Source organism: Archangium gephyra, assembly GCF_042230915.1.
GTDB lineage: Bacteria > Myxococcota > Myxococcia > Myxococcales > Myxococcaceae > Archangium > Archangium gephyra_B.
Genome location: NZ_CP102578.1, coordinates 4,176,348 through 4,193,986, shown reverse-complemented (window position 1 = coordinate 4,193,986; position 17,639 = coordinate 4,176,348). Strand labels below are relative to the sequence as shown.

The window sequence follows — 17,639 nt, the reverse complement described above, 5'->3', positions numbered from 1 at the left end:
AAAGTGGCAGAGTGGAACATCAGCCTTGCCGCTTTGGGACGACAAGCCCGCGAGAAAGGCGGCGCAGGACACGCCGCTTCTGCCGTCGCTTGTAGAGCTTGTGAGCGTTCTCCCCTTCCTCGTTCTGGCGAGCGGTCTCCTCGTCCATGATCTGGAACTCCACGAGCGTGAAGACCGTCCGGTTCTTGCGCTCACGCGAGTCTTCTGCCGGTGGCGGCAGGTACGCATCCATCCGGACAGGCACATCCACGACGAAGTTCAACGCCCGGTAGGTGTTGCCTGAGAACAGGTTACGTGTACGCTCTTCGCGATCCTCGTAATCGAGGTCCAGGTGGAGATGCTGGGCGAATTGCTTGAGGTGGGGGTTTTCTTCGAGCACCGACTTGAACGAGACGAGCGTGTTCTCAGTCTGGCCAGGGACGACGAAGTTGAAGGGAAAGAGGTGCTGCGTCAGGAAGTAGAGGACCGGGATGATATCCGCCGGCTTCTGGGTAATGATGCGGAAGCGAGTCCGGTCGTAGATCTGGGCCGCGACCGTCTCCTTCTTGGCCAGCAGCTTCGTGATGAGAGACTCGCGAGACTTGATGGAATGGGCGAACTCTGCAACGGGCAGCCCCTTGTCCCGGAGCAACTGCGCTACACCCAACACCTTGGCGGTCACCAGTTCGGACAGATCCGCCTCGGAGACCGCCAGACGGTGCATCAGGTCCCGGCCCTCGATGTGTTGGAGCACGTGCATGACCTTGAGCACAATGCAGGCTATGCGACGGTGCCTCGGGAGGCCCTTCACACCGGAGGCATAGAGGAAGAGATCGTGAATCTCCTCCGGCTCCGCCACGGAGTCCGCGACCCGGTAGTCGAAGGTCTGCCGGAGGTACTCGACGGCATCGGCGAGGACCGTGCGGGCCCAGGCCTCGTCCTCGGGCCGGGAGGTGTCGATCTGACAGAGCCGGAGGAAGCGGTCGACCTCGTCCCGGCTCTGGAAGTGCATCCGCCGCCAGTCGATGACCGAGCCCCCTCGAAGGATGAGCCGGATGCGCTCAAGTTCGCGGAGGCCCATGTCCGCCACGGTGCAAACGGGGATATCGGGCAACTGTGGGATAGTGTGCGGGAACTTCACGACTGGGCTTCTAGCCGAGCCCGCGCATCGAGGGAAGCGCTTCCGCAAAAGCAGAAGGCCCTCGCCTGCTCGGAGAGGCCCTCTGGGAGTTACCGTGAGCGGAGCCGCTACTTCGCGGCGACCTGCTGATCATCGCGATACTGAGCCTGACGAACGACCTTACCGTCCTCGGAGAACTCCTGAACGAGCCCGTTGCGCTTGCCATTCGCGTACTCCTCGACCAAGCGCTGCTTTCCATTGGGGAAATACTCCACGCGCTTGCCGTGGTAGTTGCCACCAGCGAACTGCGTCTCACCGGTCTTCACCCCGTTGGCGTCCCAGAAAGTCCAGAGACCCGCGCGGGCGCCATCAGAATACTGGCCCTCCGACTGCTTCTGGCCATTGGAGTGGAAGTCCACATACGGCCCATGCAACTGTGCCTCTCCATCTCTGGATGAGACCTTCACGCAGAAGACCCCTTCAGTCTTGGACACCTTCCTGCCCTTCTGAACGGTTCCCGCCGGGCATGCGAGGCGCACTTCCGCAGCGTTGGCGCTGGATGCCCCCTCCGCCAGAGCTACAGGCGCAGCAGTCATGGCAAGAATGGCGAGGGTGCGAGACACGATCTTGAGGGACATACAGCGTTCCTTTCATGTGGTCCAAACCAGCAATGCTGCCGGTCATAATTAAAAACGCGCACAATGCCGATAAATTCAATGGACTTTGGAGATCTGATTTCGGCCTGCCGCTTGAGATCTATTGCAGATGCAACCAGTCCCGATAAAAAGAAACTCCACCCCCGATTTCGGGAATGGAGTTCCTGACAAGACAAGTCGTGCGTCTTGACTCGTTTGCTTACCGGTTGAGCTGCTTGCAGATCTCGTTACCGCCGGTGAAGTAAAGACCGATGGACAGCGTCGTAGCAGTCGAGCCAGGGCAGAAGTTCATGGTGAACTCCGCACGCTTACCAGCATCCGCCGTGGTGTATTCGGAGGGGCGGATCAGCGTGGAACCATCCACCTGAGAACCATTGACACGCACGTAAAACAGGCCAGGCAGCGCACTCTTCTCTGCCGGGAAAGTACCCGTCCTGATGTAGGCCTTCACTCGCGCTTTGGCAGTCAGTCCAGTCGAGCCAGCGGTTCCATCACCACAGAAGGAGTCCTGAGCAAAGGACACCTGCGTCACGTCATAGATGATCGGACCCGTAGAAGTCGACGCATTGAACGTCGGCGCGCGACCTCCCTGAGCAGGGTCAAAGTTCGCGCAGGTCGGTGCAGGCACCGCCGTGCACGTGGTGCCGCTGCAGAACTGGCCATAGGCACAGGTGCTCTGTCCCTCACCCGAGCAGGTGGTGGTCGCAGCGGTGCACGTACCCGTAGTGGTGTTGCAGGTCTGGCCTGTGCCGCAGTCCGCGTCCTTGGTGCAGGCGGGCGTGGTCCCACCGTCCGTGCAGACCTTGGAGGTGGTCGAGCACTTCAGGCCCGAGGCATCGTCCAGGCGGTCGTCACGCTGGCACAGCGCGTCCGTGCTGCACTTGCAGACCTTCGTGCTGTTCGTGGCGCTGATCGCCTCGCAGGTCTTCGCGGACTCGGGGCAATCGTCTCCGATGCTACAGGTCTGCACGCACACCTTGGCGTCCGGGTGACAGATCTCGTTCTCGAGGCAGTCCGCAGCCTCCGTACAGGCCAGGCTCTCGCGGCCACCACCGGGGCAACCCGTCAGCACCATGCTCATCGCTCCCAGCGCGGCGAGCATCAACGTCATCTTGCGAAGCTGCATGTTTCGACTTCCTCCTGAATGGATACGTCGCACGAGGCGGGCCTCCGGCCACTCACTCAGGCCCCCTCCGTCCTGCAGCGCGCGGCTTTAGTCCCCGCGCTCCAGACGTGTCAACGAATGTTGACGCGCCCTTCGACGCATCCTCCAAGAGGTAATTCAACATCCATGGAAGCGGACAGTCGTACGAGGCAAGTGACTCAAACGTGACTGTCCGCTCCTCGGATTATTAGAACGTGAACGGAAAGTCGATGGGATCGCCCTGCACCTTGTGCTTCGGGAAGCTCCAGCCCTTGATGAGCCCGGAGATGCAGGTCGCCATGTAGGTCGTGCGGAACTCCGACGTCTGGCAGGACACGTTCTTCGTCTTGCCATTGGTCTGGATCGTCCAACGCATCACCAGCTTGCCGCTCAGGCCCGGATCCTTCTTCTTCTGCTCGTTCACGCACTTGATGATGGCCGGCTTGTTGGCCAGCACCACCTGCATGATGTCCGACTGTCCGAGCTTCTCCTGCGACGCACCACCGCCGCCAGGCTCCGGCGGGATGTAGGCCGTACGGCCGTTCGCCGACACCGTGTCGCTCTTGGACGAGCTGGGCTTCTTCGTGCCGAAGAGCTCATCGAACTCGTCATCCGCGCTCCCACCACTCTTGGCGGGCTGCGGCTTGCTCCGCACCACCGGCTCTTCGTCGTCGCTCGTGGTACGCGACGGCGGAGGACGGGTGGTGGAAGTGGGCGTCCGCTTGGCCGGCACCTCGGCCTTGGCCACCTGCTGCGGCTCCGTCTTCACCGGCTCGGCGGGCTTCACCTGCTCGGCGGGAGGAGGCGTCACGGGGGCGGCCGTCGGCGTAGCCCCAGGAGTCCCCGCAGCGGCGACCGCCGGAGCAGTCGTCGGAGCGGTGGCCGGCTGGGCCGTGCCCGCCGCGGGCGTGGCGGTGTTCTGCGCCACCGCCGCCGGAGGAGGCGGCATGGGCGGCAGCTCCGCCGGCTTGGACGGAGCCTGGGCCACCTGCTGCGTCGCCGCAAGCGGCGTCACCGGTGCCGGCTGCTCGGAAGAACGGGTCGCGAAGAAGGCGCCTCCACCGACGAGCAGCAGCACGGCGGCCACCGCGCCGATGATCATCCCCATCTTCCCGCCCTGCTTCGGCGGGGGCGCGGCCTGCGGCGGATAGCCAGGGTATCCCTGAGGCGGCGCGTACTGCGGCTGATGAGCCTGAGGCGCGTACTGCGGGGCCATCGGCTGCGCGTACGCCTGCGGAGGCGGCTGCGCATAGGCCGGCGCCGGAGCGGGCTGCAGGTACGGCGCGGGCGCGGGAGGCTCGGCCATCATGGGGCTCGGCGCCGCCACGGGCGCCGACTCCGGCGGAGGCACATCCAGCAGCCCCGAGGCCGCCGGCTTCACCTTCTTCTCCTCCGCCGGCGCGGCCTTGGACGCGGGCTTCGACAGCGCCTCGTTCTCCTCCTTCACCAGCGAGGCGAGCACGCTCGCGGCCGAGGGCTTCCAGCCCGTGTCCTGCGCGGACGGACCCACCGGCGCCGGCGTGTCGGACTTCGCCGGCTTCGCCAGGCCACTGGCGAAGGCGGACTCGACGGGCCCGGACGCCACCGGCGCGGACGACGCCATCGGCGCGGGCTCCACGATGACCGGCTTCGTCGGACGCGGCGCCAGCACCGACGCCAGCTCCGAGGCCTCGGACAGCGGAATCCAGTCGCTGAAGCCCGCGCGCCAGCACAGGCTGTCAGGACCGACCTCGCCCCGATCCCAGTAGTCCTTCACCTTGTCCATCGAGAGCGGTCCCACCTGCTTCTCGTCGATGGCGACGAACCACTCGTGCGAGGCCGCGGACCGGGCGTTCCCCTCGGCCTCCGCGAGCTTGCGCACCGTCTCGCCAGCGTCCGACAAGGCCGACGAATCCAGCTGGGCCGGACCCGATGCCTCGCCCGCCGGAATCCTGTGCGACCCGGAGTTGAGCACCTGGTCGAACACGGCGCCGAGCTCGTCATCCTCCACACCGCTGAAGATGCCGCCCTCGGGAGGCGTGCCCAGCGTCGGGGGCAACCCGAAGCCGTCGTTGGCCTGCTGACCCTGGGACGCGGCCGCACCGCCAGCGGCCTCACCACCCGTCCCCTCCTCCTTCACCGGCTCGGAGCCGGCTGGGCGGACCACGATGTTGTAGCCGCACTTCTTGCAACGCACCTTGACGCCCTTGGCGCCAACCTTGTCGTCGCTAATCATGTACTGCGCGCGGCAGCTATCGCAGACGAAACGCATCGTTCCCCGCAACTCTCAGAAATGACGGCAGAAAATCCGCCGGAATCGTAGAGGTGGCTTCCGGGGGGGTCAAGGATGCCGCTCTTGCCCGCCCGGTCGCTCGTTCAACGCACGAGACCCTTTTCCGGGTCTCTCGCACTCTCGAGCCGCTCATCTACTTCCTTACCTGTACCTCCACGTCCGTACCTACCGCGACACGCAGCTCGCGGAGCTCGTCGGACGTGGCGAACAAGAGCAGCTCCTTCAACTTCGCCTTCGGAGAGACCCGGAAGGCCGAACCGGTCTCCCCCATCACCATGCGCTTGACGGGCTCGCACTCGCCCGCCGCGAAGAGGCCGGCGCGCGCGGCCGTCAGCTCCGCGCCCTCGAGGTACTGGCGCACATCCGCCGGCGTGGCCGTGGGCAGGTAGACACGCGCCACCTTGGCCAGGGCCGCACGGCCCGGCTCGCTGAAGGCCTTCTCCAGCACCCGGCGCTCGGCGTCCACCGTCCGCGGGTCCACCGTGAAACGCAGGTTGGGCACCACCAGGCTCAGCGCGGCCTGCACCACGGCCTCGAGCCGCTCCGGAACCAGCCGCTGGCTCATGGCCAGCTCCGGACGTACCAGGGCGAGCGTCCGCCCCAGCAGGTAGTACGCCTCGCGCTGCCCCTGCTCCGCGAAGAAGCGCCCACCCGCGCGGATGCAGGCCGGGTGCGTCTGCAGCACCTCCACGTTGACGAGCGGATCCGGCGCCGGCTCGTTGGAGCGCTTGGCCATGTTCTCGCGGCGGATCACCAGGTGCGGCGAGTACAGCTCCACCGCGTCCAGGCCGAACAGGCGCGCCACGTACCGGTAGTGCTGCACGTGGTACTCCTGCGCGCTCGCCAGGTCGACCCGGTGCTTCTTCGGGACGATCTGGTAGTTCTGGTGAGGCACCGCGTACAGGTGGCCCACCTGCACGAAGAGCAGCCCCATCAGCTCGGTGAGCGGCCCCCGCAGCTTCGGGTGCAGCAGGTGCGTCAGCCACATCTGGTCGGACAGCGGCCGCTGGGCCACTTCCTTGCGCTTCGCGTAGGGCCCCAGCTTGGTGAGGATCTCCTTCTCGTCGTCCCCCGCCTCGCCGAGCAGCCCCGCCGCCGCCTGCGCGGCCATCCACGCGCCGTCGTAGTCCCTGCGCACCGCGGACAGGCGCACCAGTTGCGAGACGACCTTGCGCGCGTCGCTCGTGTTGGGCAGGGCGCGGCGGAGCGCGGCGATGGCCTCGTCCTCCTTGCCCGGAGAGGCCGCGGCCAGCTCGGCGTAGACCTCCTGCACCTGCGCGTCGTCCGGCAGGCCCTTGGCGACGACGCCGTAGGCCGCCACCGCGCCCTCCTGGTTCTTCATCACCTGGCGGTAGAGGTCACCCAGCGCCCGCCACAGCCCCATGCGCGCGCCGTGCGTGTCGGGCGTCTTCGGCATGCGCCCGAGCATCTTCGCGTAGTTCTCCTCCAGGGCCTTCCACTGGCCCGCGCCGCCCAGCATCGCCTCGAGGGCGCTGAAGGCCTCGATGAAGCGGTGGTCCAGGTCCAGCGCCGTGTTGAAGGCCACGGCCGCGCCCTCCACGTCGCGCAGCTCGTCGCGGCGCAGCTCGCCGAGCGCGAACCACACCCGCTTCGCCTTGTTGGGCTCGGCGACGAGCGCGGGCAACCGGAGCATCCGCTCCAGCATGTCCGCGGCCTTCTGGCCCTGGCGCGCCTCACGCAGCAGCACGTAGAGCGCGTCCAGCACCTCGAGCGACTCCGGCAGCAGCTTGAGCGCACCGGTGTACGCGTCGATGGCCTGGTACGGGTCCTTCAGCTTCTCGCGCGCGAGCTGGCCCAGCTCCAGGAAGACCCGGGCCTTCGCCTCCCCTTCCAGCACGTTGGCGAGCTGCTGGCGGAGCTCGGCGGCCCGCTCCCAGCGGTGACCCTGGTCCATCAGGGCCACCAGGGCGCGCAGGGACGCCTCGTGGCTGGGGTCGACGGCCAGCGCCTTCTCGAAGTGGTTCTGCGCCCTGTCCGCCTGGTTCAGCTTCGCGTGGATGTCGCCGAGCTGCCAGTAGACCTCCACCACCTCCATGTCGGTGAGCTCTTCGCGGTGGTGGATGAGGATGGTCTGGAAGATGCGCAGCGCGTCCTCGTAGCGCTTCGCGTGCTGCACGAGCAGGTGGCCGTAGCCCTCGAGCACCGGCAGGTAGGTGGCGTCGAGGTCGTACGCCTTCTTGTAGGAGGCGAGCGCCTTGTCGCGATTGTCCAGCTTCACCGCCACGTAGCCCAGCCGGTACAGCTGCCGGCAGAGCTCCGCGGCGAGCGCCGGGTCCTTCTCCGCGATGGCCTTCTCCGCCATCTTGCGCACGACGATGTCGAGCATCCGCTCGGCGGACACCCAGTCCTCCCGCGCGCTGTAGACATCCGAGAGCGGACGCGCCGCCTCCAGGCTGTCCGGGGCGTACTTGAGGGTCTCCTCGTAGTAGGCCGTGGCCGTCTCCGGATCGCCCTTCGTCTCGGCGTTGTAGCGCGCCACCTCGAGCAGCGAGCGCGCCTTGGCCTCCACGTCCTCGGTCTGCTGCGCCTCCTGGAGCAGCGTCTGCTCGTAGCCGCCCCAGTCCTTCTCCTGCTCCTGGATGCCCTTGAGGGCACGGATGCTGGGCAGGTGGCCCGGGTCGATGGAGAGGGCGTTCTGATAGGCCGCACGGGCACTGCCCGTGTCCATCAGCATGTCCTCGTTCATCTTGCCCATGCGGTAGTACAGCTCCACCGCGTCGGGCGCGGCGCCCGCCAGCTGCGCCTCCTGATGCAGCATCTCCAGGGCGTAGGGCCAGTTGCCGCTGCGCTCGTACAGCTTGCCGAGTGCGTGCAGCGCGGGCCGGCACCCGGGGTCCACTCCGAGCGCGTGGTGGTACGTGTTCACCGCACGGTCCACCTGCTTGAGCTGCTGGTGGTAGACGTTGCCGATCTCCACGTACAGCTCGGCCTGCTCCTGCGTCGACGTGGCCAGCTGCAGCTGCCGCTCGTAGGCGGCGACCAGGTCCTCCCACCGCGCCTGCACGCGCCGCAGGCGGATGAGCGTCTTGATGGCCTGCAGGTTCTGCGGGTCGATCGCCAGCACGCCCTCGATGAAGGCGTCCGCGTTGGCCGGGTTCTGGTACTTGTCCTCCCAGATGCTCGCGCAGCGGAACATCACCCGGACGCGCTCACGGTAGTCACCGACCACCTCGAGCATGCGCTCGTAGATGCCGAGCAGCTCCGCCGGCTGATCCAGCTTCGTGTACAGCCGCTCCATCGACTCCAGCGCCTGGAGGTTGTACGGCTCGAACTCGAGCGCCTGACGGAAGGCGGCCACCGCCGCCTCGTCGTCACCGATGTCGCGCTCGTAGACGTTCGCCACCTCGATCTGGATGCGCGCCCGCTCCTCGACGGTCGCCGCCAGGTCACGCGCCCGGAGCAGCGTGGAGGCCACCTCCCGCCACGCCTTCTGGCGGCGGTACAGCTCGGTGAGCACCCCCAGCGTCTCCGCGTCCGCATCCAGGTCCAGCGAGCGCAGCAGCGCGCTCGCGGCCTCGTCGGGGTCTCCCTGCTCCTCGAAGACGCGGGCGATCTCCCGGAGGATGCCCTTGCGCGCCTCGATGGAGCCGGCGGCCTCGAGCTTCTGCTCCAGCGCGACCACGTACTCCCGCTCACGGCCCCGCCGCTGGAACATCCCCGCGAGCCCATCGAGCGCCGTGGCGTTCGTCGGGTCGAACTCGAGGATCTTCCGCAGTGCCGCCTCGGCCGCCTGCGCATCGTTCAGCTTCAGGTCATGGACGCGCGACAGCGTGGCGTACATGCGCTCGGCCAGCGGACCGCGCGGCAGGGCGTCCGCCACCTCCTCGTAGACGGCGGCGAGCTCCTCGTGCGAGCCCGTCTCATCGGCGAGCCGCTCCACCTCCTCGCGCAGCGTGTCGTCCGAGGCGTCGAGCTGCAGCGCACGGCAGAGCGCCAGGAAGGCCACGTCCTTCTGGCCGAGCCGCTGCTCCTGCACCCTCGCCAGCTCCTTGAGGGTGGCCAGCTTCTCCTCTTCGGTGACGAGGTGCGGCAGGTAGCGATCCACCACCTGCGCGTAGGCCCGCCAGTCGTTGAGCGTCCGGTACAGCTCGCACACCCGCGCGTACGCCGTGGGGTTGGCCGGGTCGAGCTCCAGCACCTTCTCCAGCGCGCCGCCGGCCAGCTCGGGCTTGTTGCCCGCGCCCGTCCACAGGTCCGCCACCGCGAACCACGTGGCCACCGCCTGCTCACGCTCCTCGGCCTGCTGGTGCACCTGCACCTTCAGCTCGAGCGCGCGCACCGCGTCGTTGTAGGCGCGCAGCGAGACGAAGAGCGCATGGACGCGCTCCAGGTCCGCCACCGCATGCGGCTCCACCTCGAGCGCCCGGCGCGCCGCGTCCAAGGCCTCCTCGCGGCGGCCCATGCCCGAGAGCACCTCGGCCAGCCGCAGGCGCAGCGCCTTCACGCCCTCGGCCGCCTCCTGCAGCGGAACCAGCCGCCGCAGGATGCCCACCAGCTCCTCCGCCTGCCCCGTCTCCTCGTAGAGCTCGCGCAGCGTGTCCAGCACGCCCCGGTGCCGCGCGTCGCGGTCCAGCGCGGCCTTGAGGTAGCTCACCGCCACCTCGGGCTGCTTCAGCAGCCGGTACAGCACGCGGCCCAGCCGCTCGTTGAGCCGCACCACCTCGCGCGGATCCAACGTCTGCGACAGGCGGTCCGCCAGGAGCGTGCGCAGCTCCTCGTGCCGGCCGGACTTCTCGTAGAGGCCCTCCAGCGCGGTGAACGCCTGCTCGTTGCGGGCGTTCTTCGCCAGCAGCTCGCGGTACAGCTCGATGGAGCGGTCCAGGTCCTCCAGTCCCTCGGCGGACACCTGCGCCATGCGCGTGAGGACCCGCTCACGCTCCGGGCCGGTGACGCGCTCGGACTGCAGCTTCAGGATGTTGTACAGCTTGTCGTGCGCGCCGGCCGAGTCGTAGATGGTCTCCAGCAGCCGCGCCGAGGCCAGGTGCCCCGGCTCCAGCGTCAGCACCTGCTCGAACGCGGAGGCCGCGCGGTCCATGCCGTCCAGCTTCTCCTGGACCAGCTGGCCCAGGCGGAAGAGGAAGCCGACCTTGTCCGCCGTCTCCTCCGCCGAGGAGGCCAGCGCCTCCAGCACGTTGGCCAGCTCCGGCCACGCCTCCAGCGCGACGTACAGCCGATCCAGCGCCACCAGCGCCTTCTGCTGTGCCGCCGGGTTCAGCGTGCGAGCGCGCTCGTAGTAGACGACGGCGCGCTCGGGCTCCTGCAGGCGCGCCTCGAACAGGTGGCCCAGCTTGAGGCACATGTCCGAAGCGTCCTTGGCCTCGGCCACGCGCGGCAGCGACTCCTCGTAGGCCACCACCAGCTCGTCGTACGAGCCGGCCGAGTCCGTGGCGCTCTCCAGCCGCCGGCGCAGCTCGCCGTCGTTCGGGTCCTCCTTGAAGGCCCGGAAGAGCGCCAGGAAGGTGAGCTCCGGCTCGCCCTGGCTCTCGCGCAGCGTGGCCAGCTCGCTCAACAGCGCCTTGCGCTCATACGAGTCCGGCGACACGCCCACCCGCGTCTCGATGACCGACGCGAGCCGCGCCACGTCCCCGCTCGCCCGGAAGGCGCGCAGCAGCGTCTCCACCGCGAGCAGGTTCTGCGGCTCGCGGGTGACCAGCGCCTCCAGCCGTCCCACCGCACCGGCATGGTTGGGCTGCAGCGTGAGCACCTCGCCGTAGAGCGCCAGCGCGCCGGCCTTGTCCAGCAGCTTCGTCTCGCGCAGCACCGCGAGGCGGAAGCGCAGCTCCAGCCCCTCCTCGGGCGTCACGAGCGCGATGCGGCGGGCCAGCACGTCCGCCATCTCCGGCCAGCGCTCCAGCTTCTGGCACAGGTTGTCCATCCGCGTGAGCGCGGCGGCGTCGTCCTGCTTCACGTCCAGCAGGCGCCGCAGGGTGGCCAGTGCGCCCAGCCCATCCTGCAGCTTCTCCTCCTGGAGCACGGCGATCTGCAGCAGCACCGAGGCACGGCGGGCCGGCTCCTCGGCGCTCGCGAGCTGGCGGCGCAGCACCTCCAGCAACTCCTGCGGCGTGCCCGTATCGGCCACCAGCCGCGCCACGCTGTCGAGCGCGTCGGTGTCCGTGGGGCGCAGCGTCAGCACCTTGCGCCACGAGGCCAGCGCCTCGTCGTCCTCGCCCAGGCGAGCCTGCAGCCGGGCCAGCGCCCGGTACAGCTCGGCACGGGCCGCGTCGCTCGCCCGGGGAGCAATCTCCGAGAGGACGGCCGCGAACTCCTCGGCCGCTCCCGCCTTGTCCACCAGCGCGAGGCACAGCTCCAGCGTGCGGGCGTCATCCGACGCGTCACGCAGCGCACGCGTGGCGGACAGGAAGGCCATCTCCACGTTGTCCAGCGGGCCCGCGTACGTCTCCGCGATGCGGCGCAGCAGCGCCGCGCGCTCCTGGGGGACCGGCTCGGCGGAGACGCGCGACTCCAGCATCTGCACCTGCTTGAGGTGGTCGCCCACCGACGCGAACACCGGCTCGAGCGCCAGCGCCGCCTGGCCACGCAGCGGGCTCTCCGAGCGCGCCATCTCCTCCAGCGCGCCCACCGCACCGGGGTGTCCCTCGCGGCGGCGGAGTACGTCCTGGTACAGCTCCAACGCCCCGCGCGGATCATCCAGGCGGCTGAACTTCAGGCGGCCCAGGCGCACGCGCAGCTCGCTCCCTTCTTCCTGGGCCTTGCGCGCGTCGGCGAGTTGGATCTCCCGCTCGATGTGCTGCGCCAGCTCCGGCCAGCGCTCCATCTGCGTCAGCACGCGGCCCAGCAGCTTGAGTGCGTTGGCGTCCTCGGGCCGGCGCTCGAGGATGTCCCGGTACGTCTGCGCCGCGAGCGCCTTGTCGGAGAGCGTCTCCTCGGCGAGGTGGGCCAGCTCGAAGAGCACGTTCACCTGCGCGGGCACGGACGGCTCGGCCGCCACCTGCCGGCGCATCGCCAGGGCCAGCTCGCGGTTGGCACCGGTGCGCCGGTGCACGCGGGCGATGGACTCCAGCACCTGCTTGTTCTGCGGATCCCGCCGGCTGACCTCCTCCAGCGCACGCACCGCCAGGTCGTAGCGCTTGAGGCGCCCGTCGTAGATGCCCGCGAGCCGGCGCCACAGATCGCCCGCCAGGGGCTCGGCGGCTCCGCGCTCGAGCTGATCCTCGTACGCCGCCGCCACCTCCTCGAAGGAGCCGGAGTCGGCCGCGAGCCGCTCCAGGTCATCGCGCACGCCGTCGCCCTGCGGGGACTCGTTGAAGGCACGCAGACGCGCGGCGAAGGCGAGCGACGTCTGGCCCAGCGCCTCGCGCAGGGTGGCGATCTCCTGGATGCGCTCCAGCCGCCGCACGGGCTGCGTGACGGGCAGGAGGATCTCCAGCACCTCCACCAGCTTCCGGGTGTCGTTGAGGCCGCGGTAGACGGGCTCCAGCAGCCGCGCCGCCTCCACCCGCTGCGCCTCGACCTGGAGCATGCGCTCCAGGCCCGCGACGGACTGCGGATCTCCCGGGGTCAGCGCCAGCAGGTCGCGGTACGCGCTCAGCGCCGCGGCGTGGTTGCCCTCCTTCTCCACCAACTGCGCCCGGCGCAGGATGAAGCCACGGCGGGACTCGGTGTCCGTGGCCAGCTCGGCGAGCAGATCCAACACGTCCGCCTGCTCCGCGAAGCGCCGCGCCTTGGCGAACAGCTTGTCCAGCGCGAGCAGTCCGTCGGCCGCGCTGCGAATGGCCAGCGCCGAGCGCCACGCCTCGATGGCCTTGGCGTCATCGCCCGCGGCGGCGTAGGCCTCGCCGGACTTCACCAGCAGGGCGCGCCGGGCTTCGGGGTCCGTCACCAGCGCCGACTGGGCGGCGTAGACCTCGGAGAGGCTCTTGGCGTTCTGCCCCCGCTCGTACAGACGCGAGAGGGCCTCGAGCGCCTGCCGATCCTGCGGCGCGTCCTCGAGGATCTTCTTCCAGACGCTGGCGGCCTCCTCCGTCTGGCCGAGCTGCTCGCGCAGCTCCGCGGACCGGCGCAGCAAGCCGAGCCCCGAGGAATCACCCTTGGGCAGATCCGAGGCGGCCTCCTCGTACAGCTCGGCGAGCATCTCGAAGGAGCCCGTGTCACGCGCGAGCCGCTCCAGCTCCGGCTGCTGGCCCTCGCGATCCAGGCCCTGGGAGAAGGCCTTCACCGCCGCCATGAAGGCGAGCGACGGCTGCTGCATGTCCTGCTCGTAGATGCGGCGGATGTCCGCGGCGAGCTGCACTTTCTCCGCGGTGAGGGCGGAGGCCATGCGCGCCTCGCGCAGGGCCACGCGGCGCGGGTGATCGCCCAGCCGCGCGAGCACGGGATCGAGCACCTCCAGCGCCCCCGCGCTCATCGGCACGGCCGCCTTCACCCACTCCTCGAGCGCCGAGCGGGCACCGGGGTGGCCCGGGTCCTCGGCGAGGATGCCCTGGTAGAGCTGGAGCGCGCCGTTGGGGTCATCCAGCCGGGTGCGCTTGAGCTCGGCGAGGCGGAAGGAGACCTCGCGGCCCTGCGGGCTCTGTCCCTCCTGCGTGCGACGCAGGCCGAGCGCCCACGCCAGATCCTTCTCATGGCCCAGCTCCGCGTAGAGCCGATCCAGGGCGACGGCGGCCTCGCGCTGGTGCGGATCGCGCTCGGCGATGGCGCGCCAGGCGGCGGCGGCGCTCTCGTTGTCGGCCAGCTTCGACTCGTGCAGCAGGGCGGCCTCGCGCAGGTACGCGAGCTGCTCGGCCACCTCGGGCGCGGCGGCGGCGAGCTTCTCCAGCACCTCGGCGAGCGCGGCCCACTCCTCACCCGCGCGGTGCAGGCGCTGCAGCGAGCGCAGGCAGTCGAGGTTGCCCGGCTCCAGCGCCAGCAGGGCGCGGAGCGACTTCAGCGCGGCGTCGCGATCGTCGAGCTTCTTCTCCTGGACCTCGGCCAGCTCGCGCAGCAGCCCCGCCCGGGCGGGACCGACGCTCCCCTCCTCCGTCAGCTCGATGATGATTTCCGCGTAGGCGTCCAGCGAGTCCGCGTCCTCGGCGGCCTGGCGCGCGGCGGCGCGCAGCGGCATGTCCCCCGGCGCCAGGCGCAGGGCCCGGGCGAGCGAGGCGAAGGCCAGCTCCGGCTGGCGCAGCTGCGTCAGGTGCACCTGCGCGGCCTGACGGAGCACCAGCACCCGGGCCGCGTCGTCACGAGCCACCTCGGCGAGCACGTCCAGCGCGGCCACCAGCTTGCGGTGATCCTTCGTGGCCTCGTAGGCGGGAATGAGGGCGCGCGCGGCCTCCTCGCGGGCGTTGCCGGAGCCGAGCATCCCCTCGAGCGCGGCACGGGCGTCCACGTCGGAGGGGCGCTGGCGGAGGATGTCCGCGAAGCTGCGCACCACGTCGGTGCGGTCCCCCGACGAGTCCTGCAGCACCTGCGAGCGCTTGAGCGTCAGGCGCGCCACGCGGTCCAGGTCACCCGCGTCCTCCGCGAGCGCGATCTGCCGCGCGAGCACCTCGCCCAGCTCCCGCTTGCGGCCGGCCTTCTCGTACAGCTCGGCCAGGCGAGGCAGGTGACGCACCTCGTCCGCGCCGGAGTGGATGGCGGCCTGGAGGGCCTCGGCGGCCTGCAGCGGCCGGCCCAAGCCGGCATTGAGCTCCACGAGCTGCAGCTGCAGATCGACCTTCTCCGCCTTCGTGGCGGTGCCGATCCGCTTGCGCAGCAGGGCATCCGCGTCCGCCGCGCGCCCCGCCTTGCCGTACAGGGAGATCAGCCGGCTCAGCACCTCGGGCGACTCGGGCTCGCGCTGCAGCGCCGTCTCCATCGAGCCGATGGCCTCCGGGAGCGCCCCGGACTGCTCGGCCAGCTTCGCCGCCTCGGTGAGCAGCTGCACCGCGAGCGCGGGAGCCTCCGCCTCGGTGGCCAGCGCCCGCAGCACGCGCACCAGCTCGGCGTGGGAGGACAGATCATGCGCCAGACGCGCCGCCTCGGCGCGGTTCACCTCATCCGAGGGAGCCTCTCGCAGGGCCTTCACGCGCAGGTCGAAGGCGGCCCGGCCGTCGGCCAGCTGCTTCTCGTGGATGTCGGCGATCTGCCCGGACAGCCGCTGGCGCAGCGCCGCGTCCTTCGTGGCCTCAAGCTGCTGCAGCATCGCGGACACCTGGCGCTGGTGGTCTCCAGCGCGGCCGTAATGGCCCGCCAGCGCCTCGGAGATCTCCGCCGTGCGCACGCCGGCCGCCGAGAGCCGCTCGAGCCCGCCCAGCACCACGCCCGTGGCGACGTTCTCCGCGAGCAACTGGAGGAAGATGGCCACCGCGTCCTGCGGACGGTTCAGGCGCTCGGCGTACAGCCGGGCCTGGCGCGCCGCCCAGTCGCTGCGCTCCACCTGCGTCTCGGCCAGCTTCGCCAGCTTGCCGGCCAGCGCCGCGGCCTCCTCGAACTTCGACAGCGACACGCACAGCGCCTGCAGGCGCCGCACGGGGGACGGGTCCTCCGGAGCGAGCTTCACCAGCTCGCGCACCATCGGCTCCAGCTCGGCCGGGGCCACGCCGGTGGCCTCGCGCCGGGCAATCTCTCCCTCCAGGCGCGCCTTCGGGTCATCCGCGAGCGCGGCGGCGGACCGGAGCGACTTCACCGCCTCCTGCGCGGCACTGTCCCCCGGAGAACGCGCAAGCACCTCCCGCCAGGCCGCCTCGGCGCCCGCGGGATCCGCCAGCGTGCCCTGCAGCAACTGCGCGAGATGCCGCCAGAGCGTGAGGGCCGCCTCGGGGGGCGCGACCACGGCCGCGCGCCGCAGCGCCACCGCGAGCGCGGGCTCCGCGTGGGCCTTGCCGGCCTGCTCCACCACGGAGTCCAGCAGCATGGGCCGGCCGGGCTCCAGCGCCAGGGCGCGGGCGAGCACCTCGAAGGCGCCGCGCGCGTTGTCCGCCTCCTCGTAGAGGAGCGCGAGTCCCTCGCAGAAGGCCACGCGCTCGGAGCGCGGGCGGGGGGCGAGCAGCGCCAGGTCCAGCAGCGGCTCCATCGCCTCGAAGTTCTCGTCCTCCGCCAGGAGGCGGGCCAGCTGGAAGGCCGCGAGCGCGTTGGCCGGGTCCAGCTTGAGCGCGGCCTCGAGGTGCGCGCGCGCCGCGTCCCCGTCCTTCTGGTGCAGGCAGAGGTCCGCCAGCCGCAGCCGCAGGGCCACCTGCGTCACGCGATCCTTCACCGTACCGAGGTAGCGCTCCAGCATGGCGAGGGCGTCCGCCGCCCGGCCCTGCTCCAGCAGCAGCTCGGCGCCGAGGCTCGCCACGTCCGCGCGCGCCGGGTCCACCGAGGTGGCCTTCTCGAAAGCGGCAAGCGCCCCGGCCGCGTCGTTGAGCCGGGTGAGGCGCAGCGTGCCCAGCCGCAGCCACAGGTCCACCTGGGCGTTGCGCTCGCGCGCCTCGCCCGCCATCGCCTCGAACCAGGTCTGCGCCGGCCCGAAGTCACCGTTGCGCTCGGCGACGCGCTCGATGAGGTTGAGGGCCTCGGGCATGCCGGGCCACAGCAGGAAGCAGCGGTCCAGCGCCTCCTTCACCTTGTCCGTGGCGGCCGGCTCGTACCAGGCGTGCAGCTTGGCCACCAGGAGGGAGAGCCGCGCCGCGCTCTTGCGATCACGCTCCTCCAGGGACATGCCGCGCAGCATGCGCGCGCGCTCGCGCCACGCCTGCTCGAAGCGCTGCAGCGTCTGCGTGGCCTTCTCCGCCCGGGCGTTCTGCGGATCCAGCTCCCGCACGACGGCCAGCGCCTGCTGGGCGAGCACGTGCTCGGTGGGATCCTCCACCAGCCGCTCGGCGAAGGCGGCGTACTCCTCCACCATGCCCTCACCACCGAGCGCGTTCCGCTCGCGCTCCAGGGACTCGAAGACGGGCTGGAAGCGCTCCTCGGACAGCAGGAGCTGGCGGGCGCGCTTGAAGGTGGCGCGCTCCGGTTTCGCACGCGCCGCCCGCTGCAGGCACAGCACCGCGCGATCCCTCCGGAACAGCTTCTGCTCGTGGAGGTTGGCCGCCTTGATGAAGAGGGACGCGGCCTCCTCGCCCTGGCTCAGGCCGCCGAGCCGCTCCAGCACATCCACGAGCCCCGCCATGTCCTGGCGCGCCTCGTAGACGATCTTCAGCCCGCGCAGCACGGGCCGCGGGTCCTCGGCGATCAGCAGCGCGCGCCGCAGCAGCTCCTCGGAACGGCCGGGGTTGCGCAGCCGCTCGTAGGCGAGCTGTCCCGCGCGCACGAGCACCCGGACCGCCTCGGCGTTCGGGGTCTCACGCGCGCGTCCCTCGTAGAGACGGATGAGGTCCTCGACGCGGCCAGCCTTCTCGAGTGAAGCCTCGACCTCGGCGAAAGGCCGGTCGGAAGCGACACGCTCAGCGGGTCGACGGAGGTTCGACTGATCCATGAAGGGCAGGCCTCGCGAAAAGAAAGGGGCGGGAGCGGACTCTACAGCCCGCTCACCGCCCCCAGCAA

Annotated in this window: 5 protein-coding genes; all 5 read right to left on the bottom strand. The window is 70.1% G+C overall.

What is annotated here, in order from left to right; all coding sequences use genetic code 11:
• Positions 1 to 19: 19 nt before the first annotated feature.
• The 5 genes from NR798_RS16915 to NR798_RS16895 all read right to left on the bottom strand — a co-directional run bounded on the left by NR798_RS16915 (position 20) and on the right by NR798_RS16895 (position 17,571).
• Complete coding sequence (locus tag NR798_RS16915; RefSeq protein WP_375772507.1) at positions 20 to 1,120, bottom strand: TIGR04552 family protein; 1,101 nt, start codon at positions 1,118 to 1,120, stop codon at positions 20 to 22.
• A gap of 107 nt (positions 1,121 to 1,227) precedes the next feature.
• Positions 1,228 to 1,737, bottom strand: coding sequence for a toxin-antitoxin system YwqK family antitoxin (locus NR798_RS16910; RefSeq protein ID WP_375772506.1), 510 nt, complete (start codon positions 1,735 to 1,737; stop codon positions 1,228 to 1,230).
• A 217-nt stretch (positions 1,738 to 1,954) separates the two neighbouring features.
• Positions 1,955 to 2,881 (bottom strand): hypothetical protein, encoded by a 927-nt coding sequence (locus tag NR798_RS16905; RefSeq protein ID WP_375772505.1) that lies wholly within the window; start codon positions 2,879 to 2,881, stop codon positions 1,955 to 1,957.
• A gap of 226 nt (positions 2,882 to 3,107) precedes the next feature.
• The gene (gltJ, locus tag NR798_RS16900; RefSeq protein ID WP_375772504.1) at positions 3,108 to 5,150 is read right to left on the bottom strand and encodes an adventurous gliding motility protein GltJ; all 2,043 of its coding nucleotides are present in this window, start codon (positions 5,148 to 5,150) and stop codon (positions 3,108 to 3,110) included.
• A 154-nt stretch (positions 5,151 to 5,304) separates the two neighbouring features.
• Positions 5,305 to 17,571 carry a tetratricopeptide repeat protein gene (locus NR798_RS16895; RefSeq protein WP_375772503.1) on the bottom strand — a complete coding sequence of 4,089 codons (12,267 nt, stop codon included), beginning with the start codon at positions 17,569 to 17,571 and terminating at the stop codon, positions 5,305 to 5,307.
• Positions 17,572 to 17,639 lie beyond the last annotated feature (68 nt).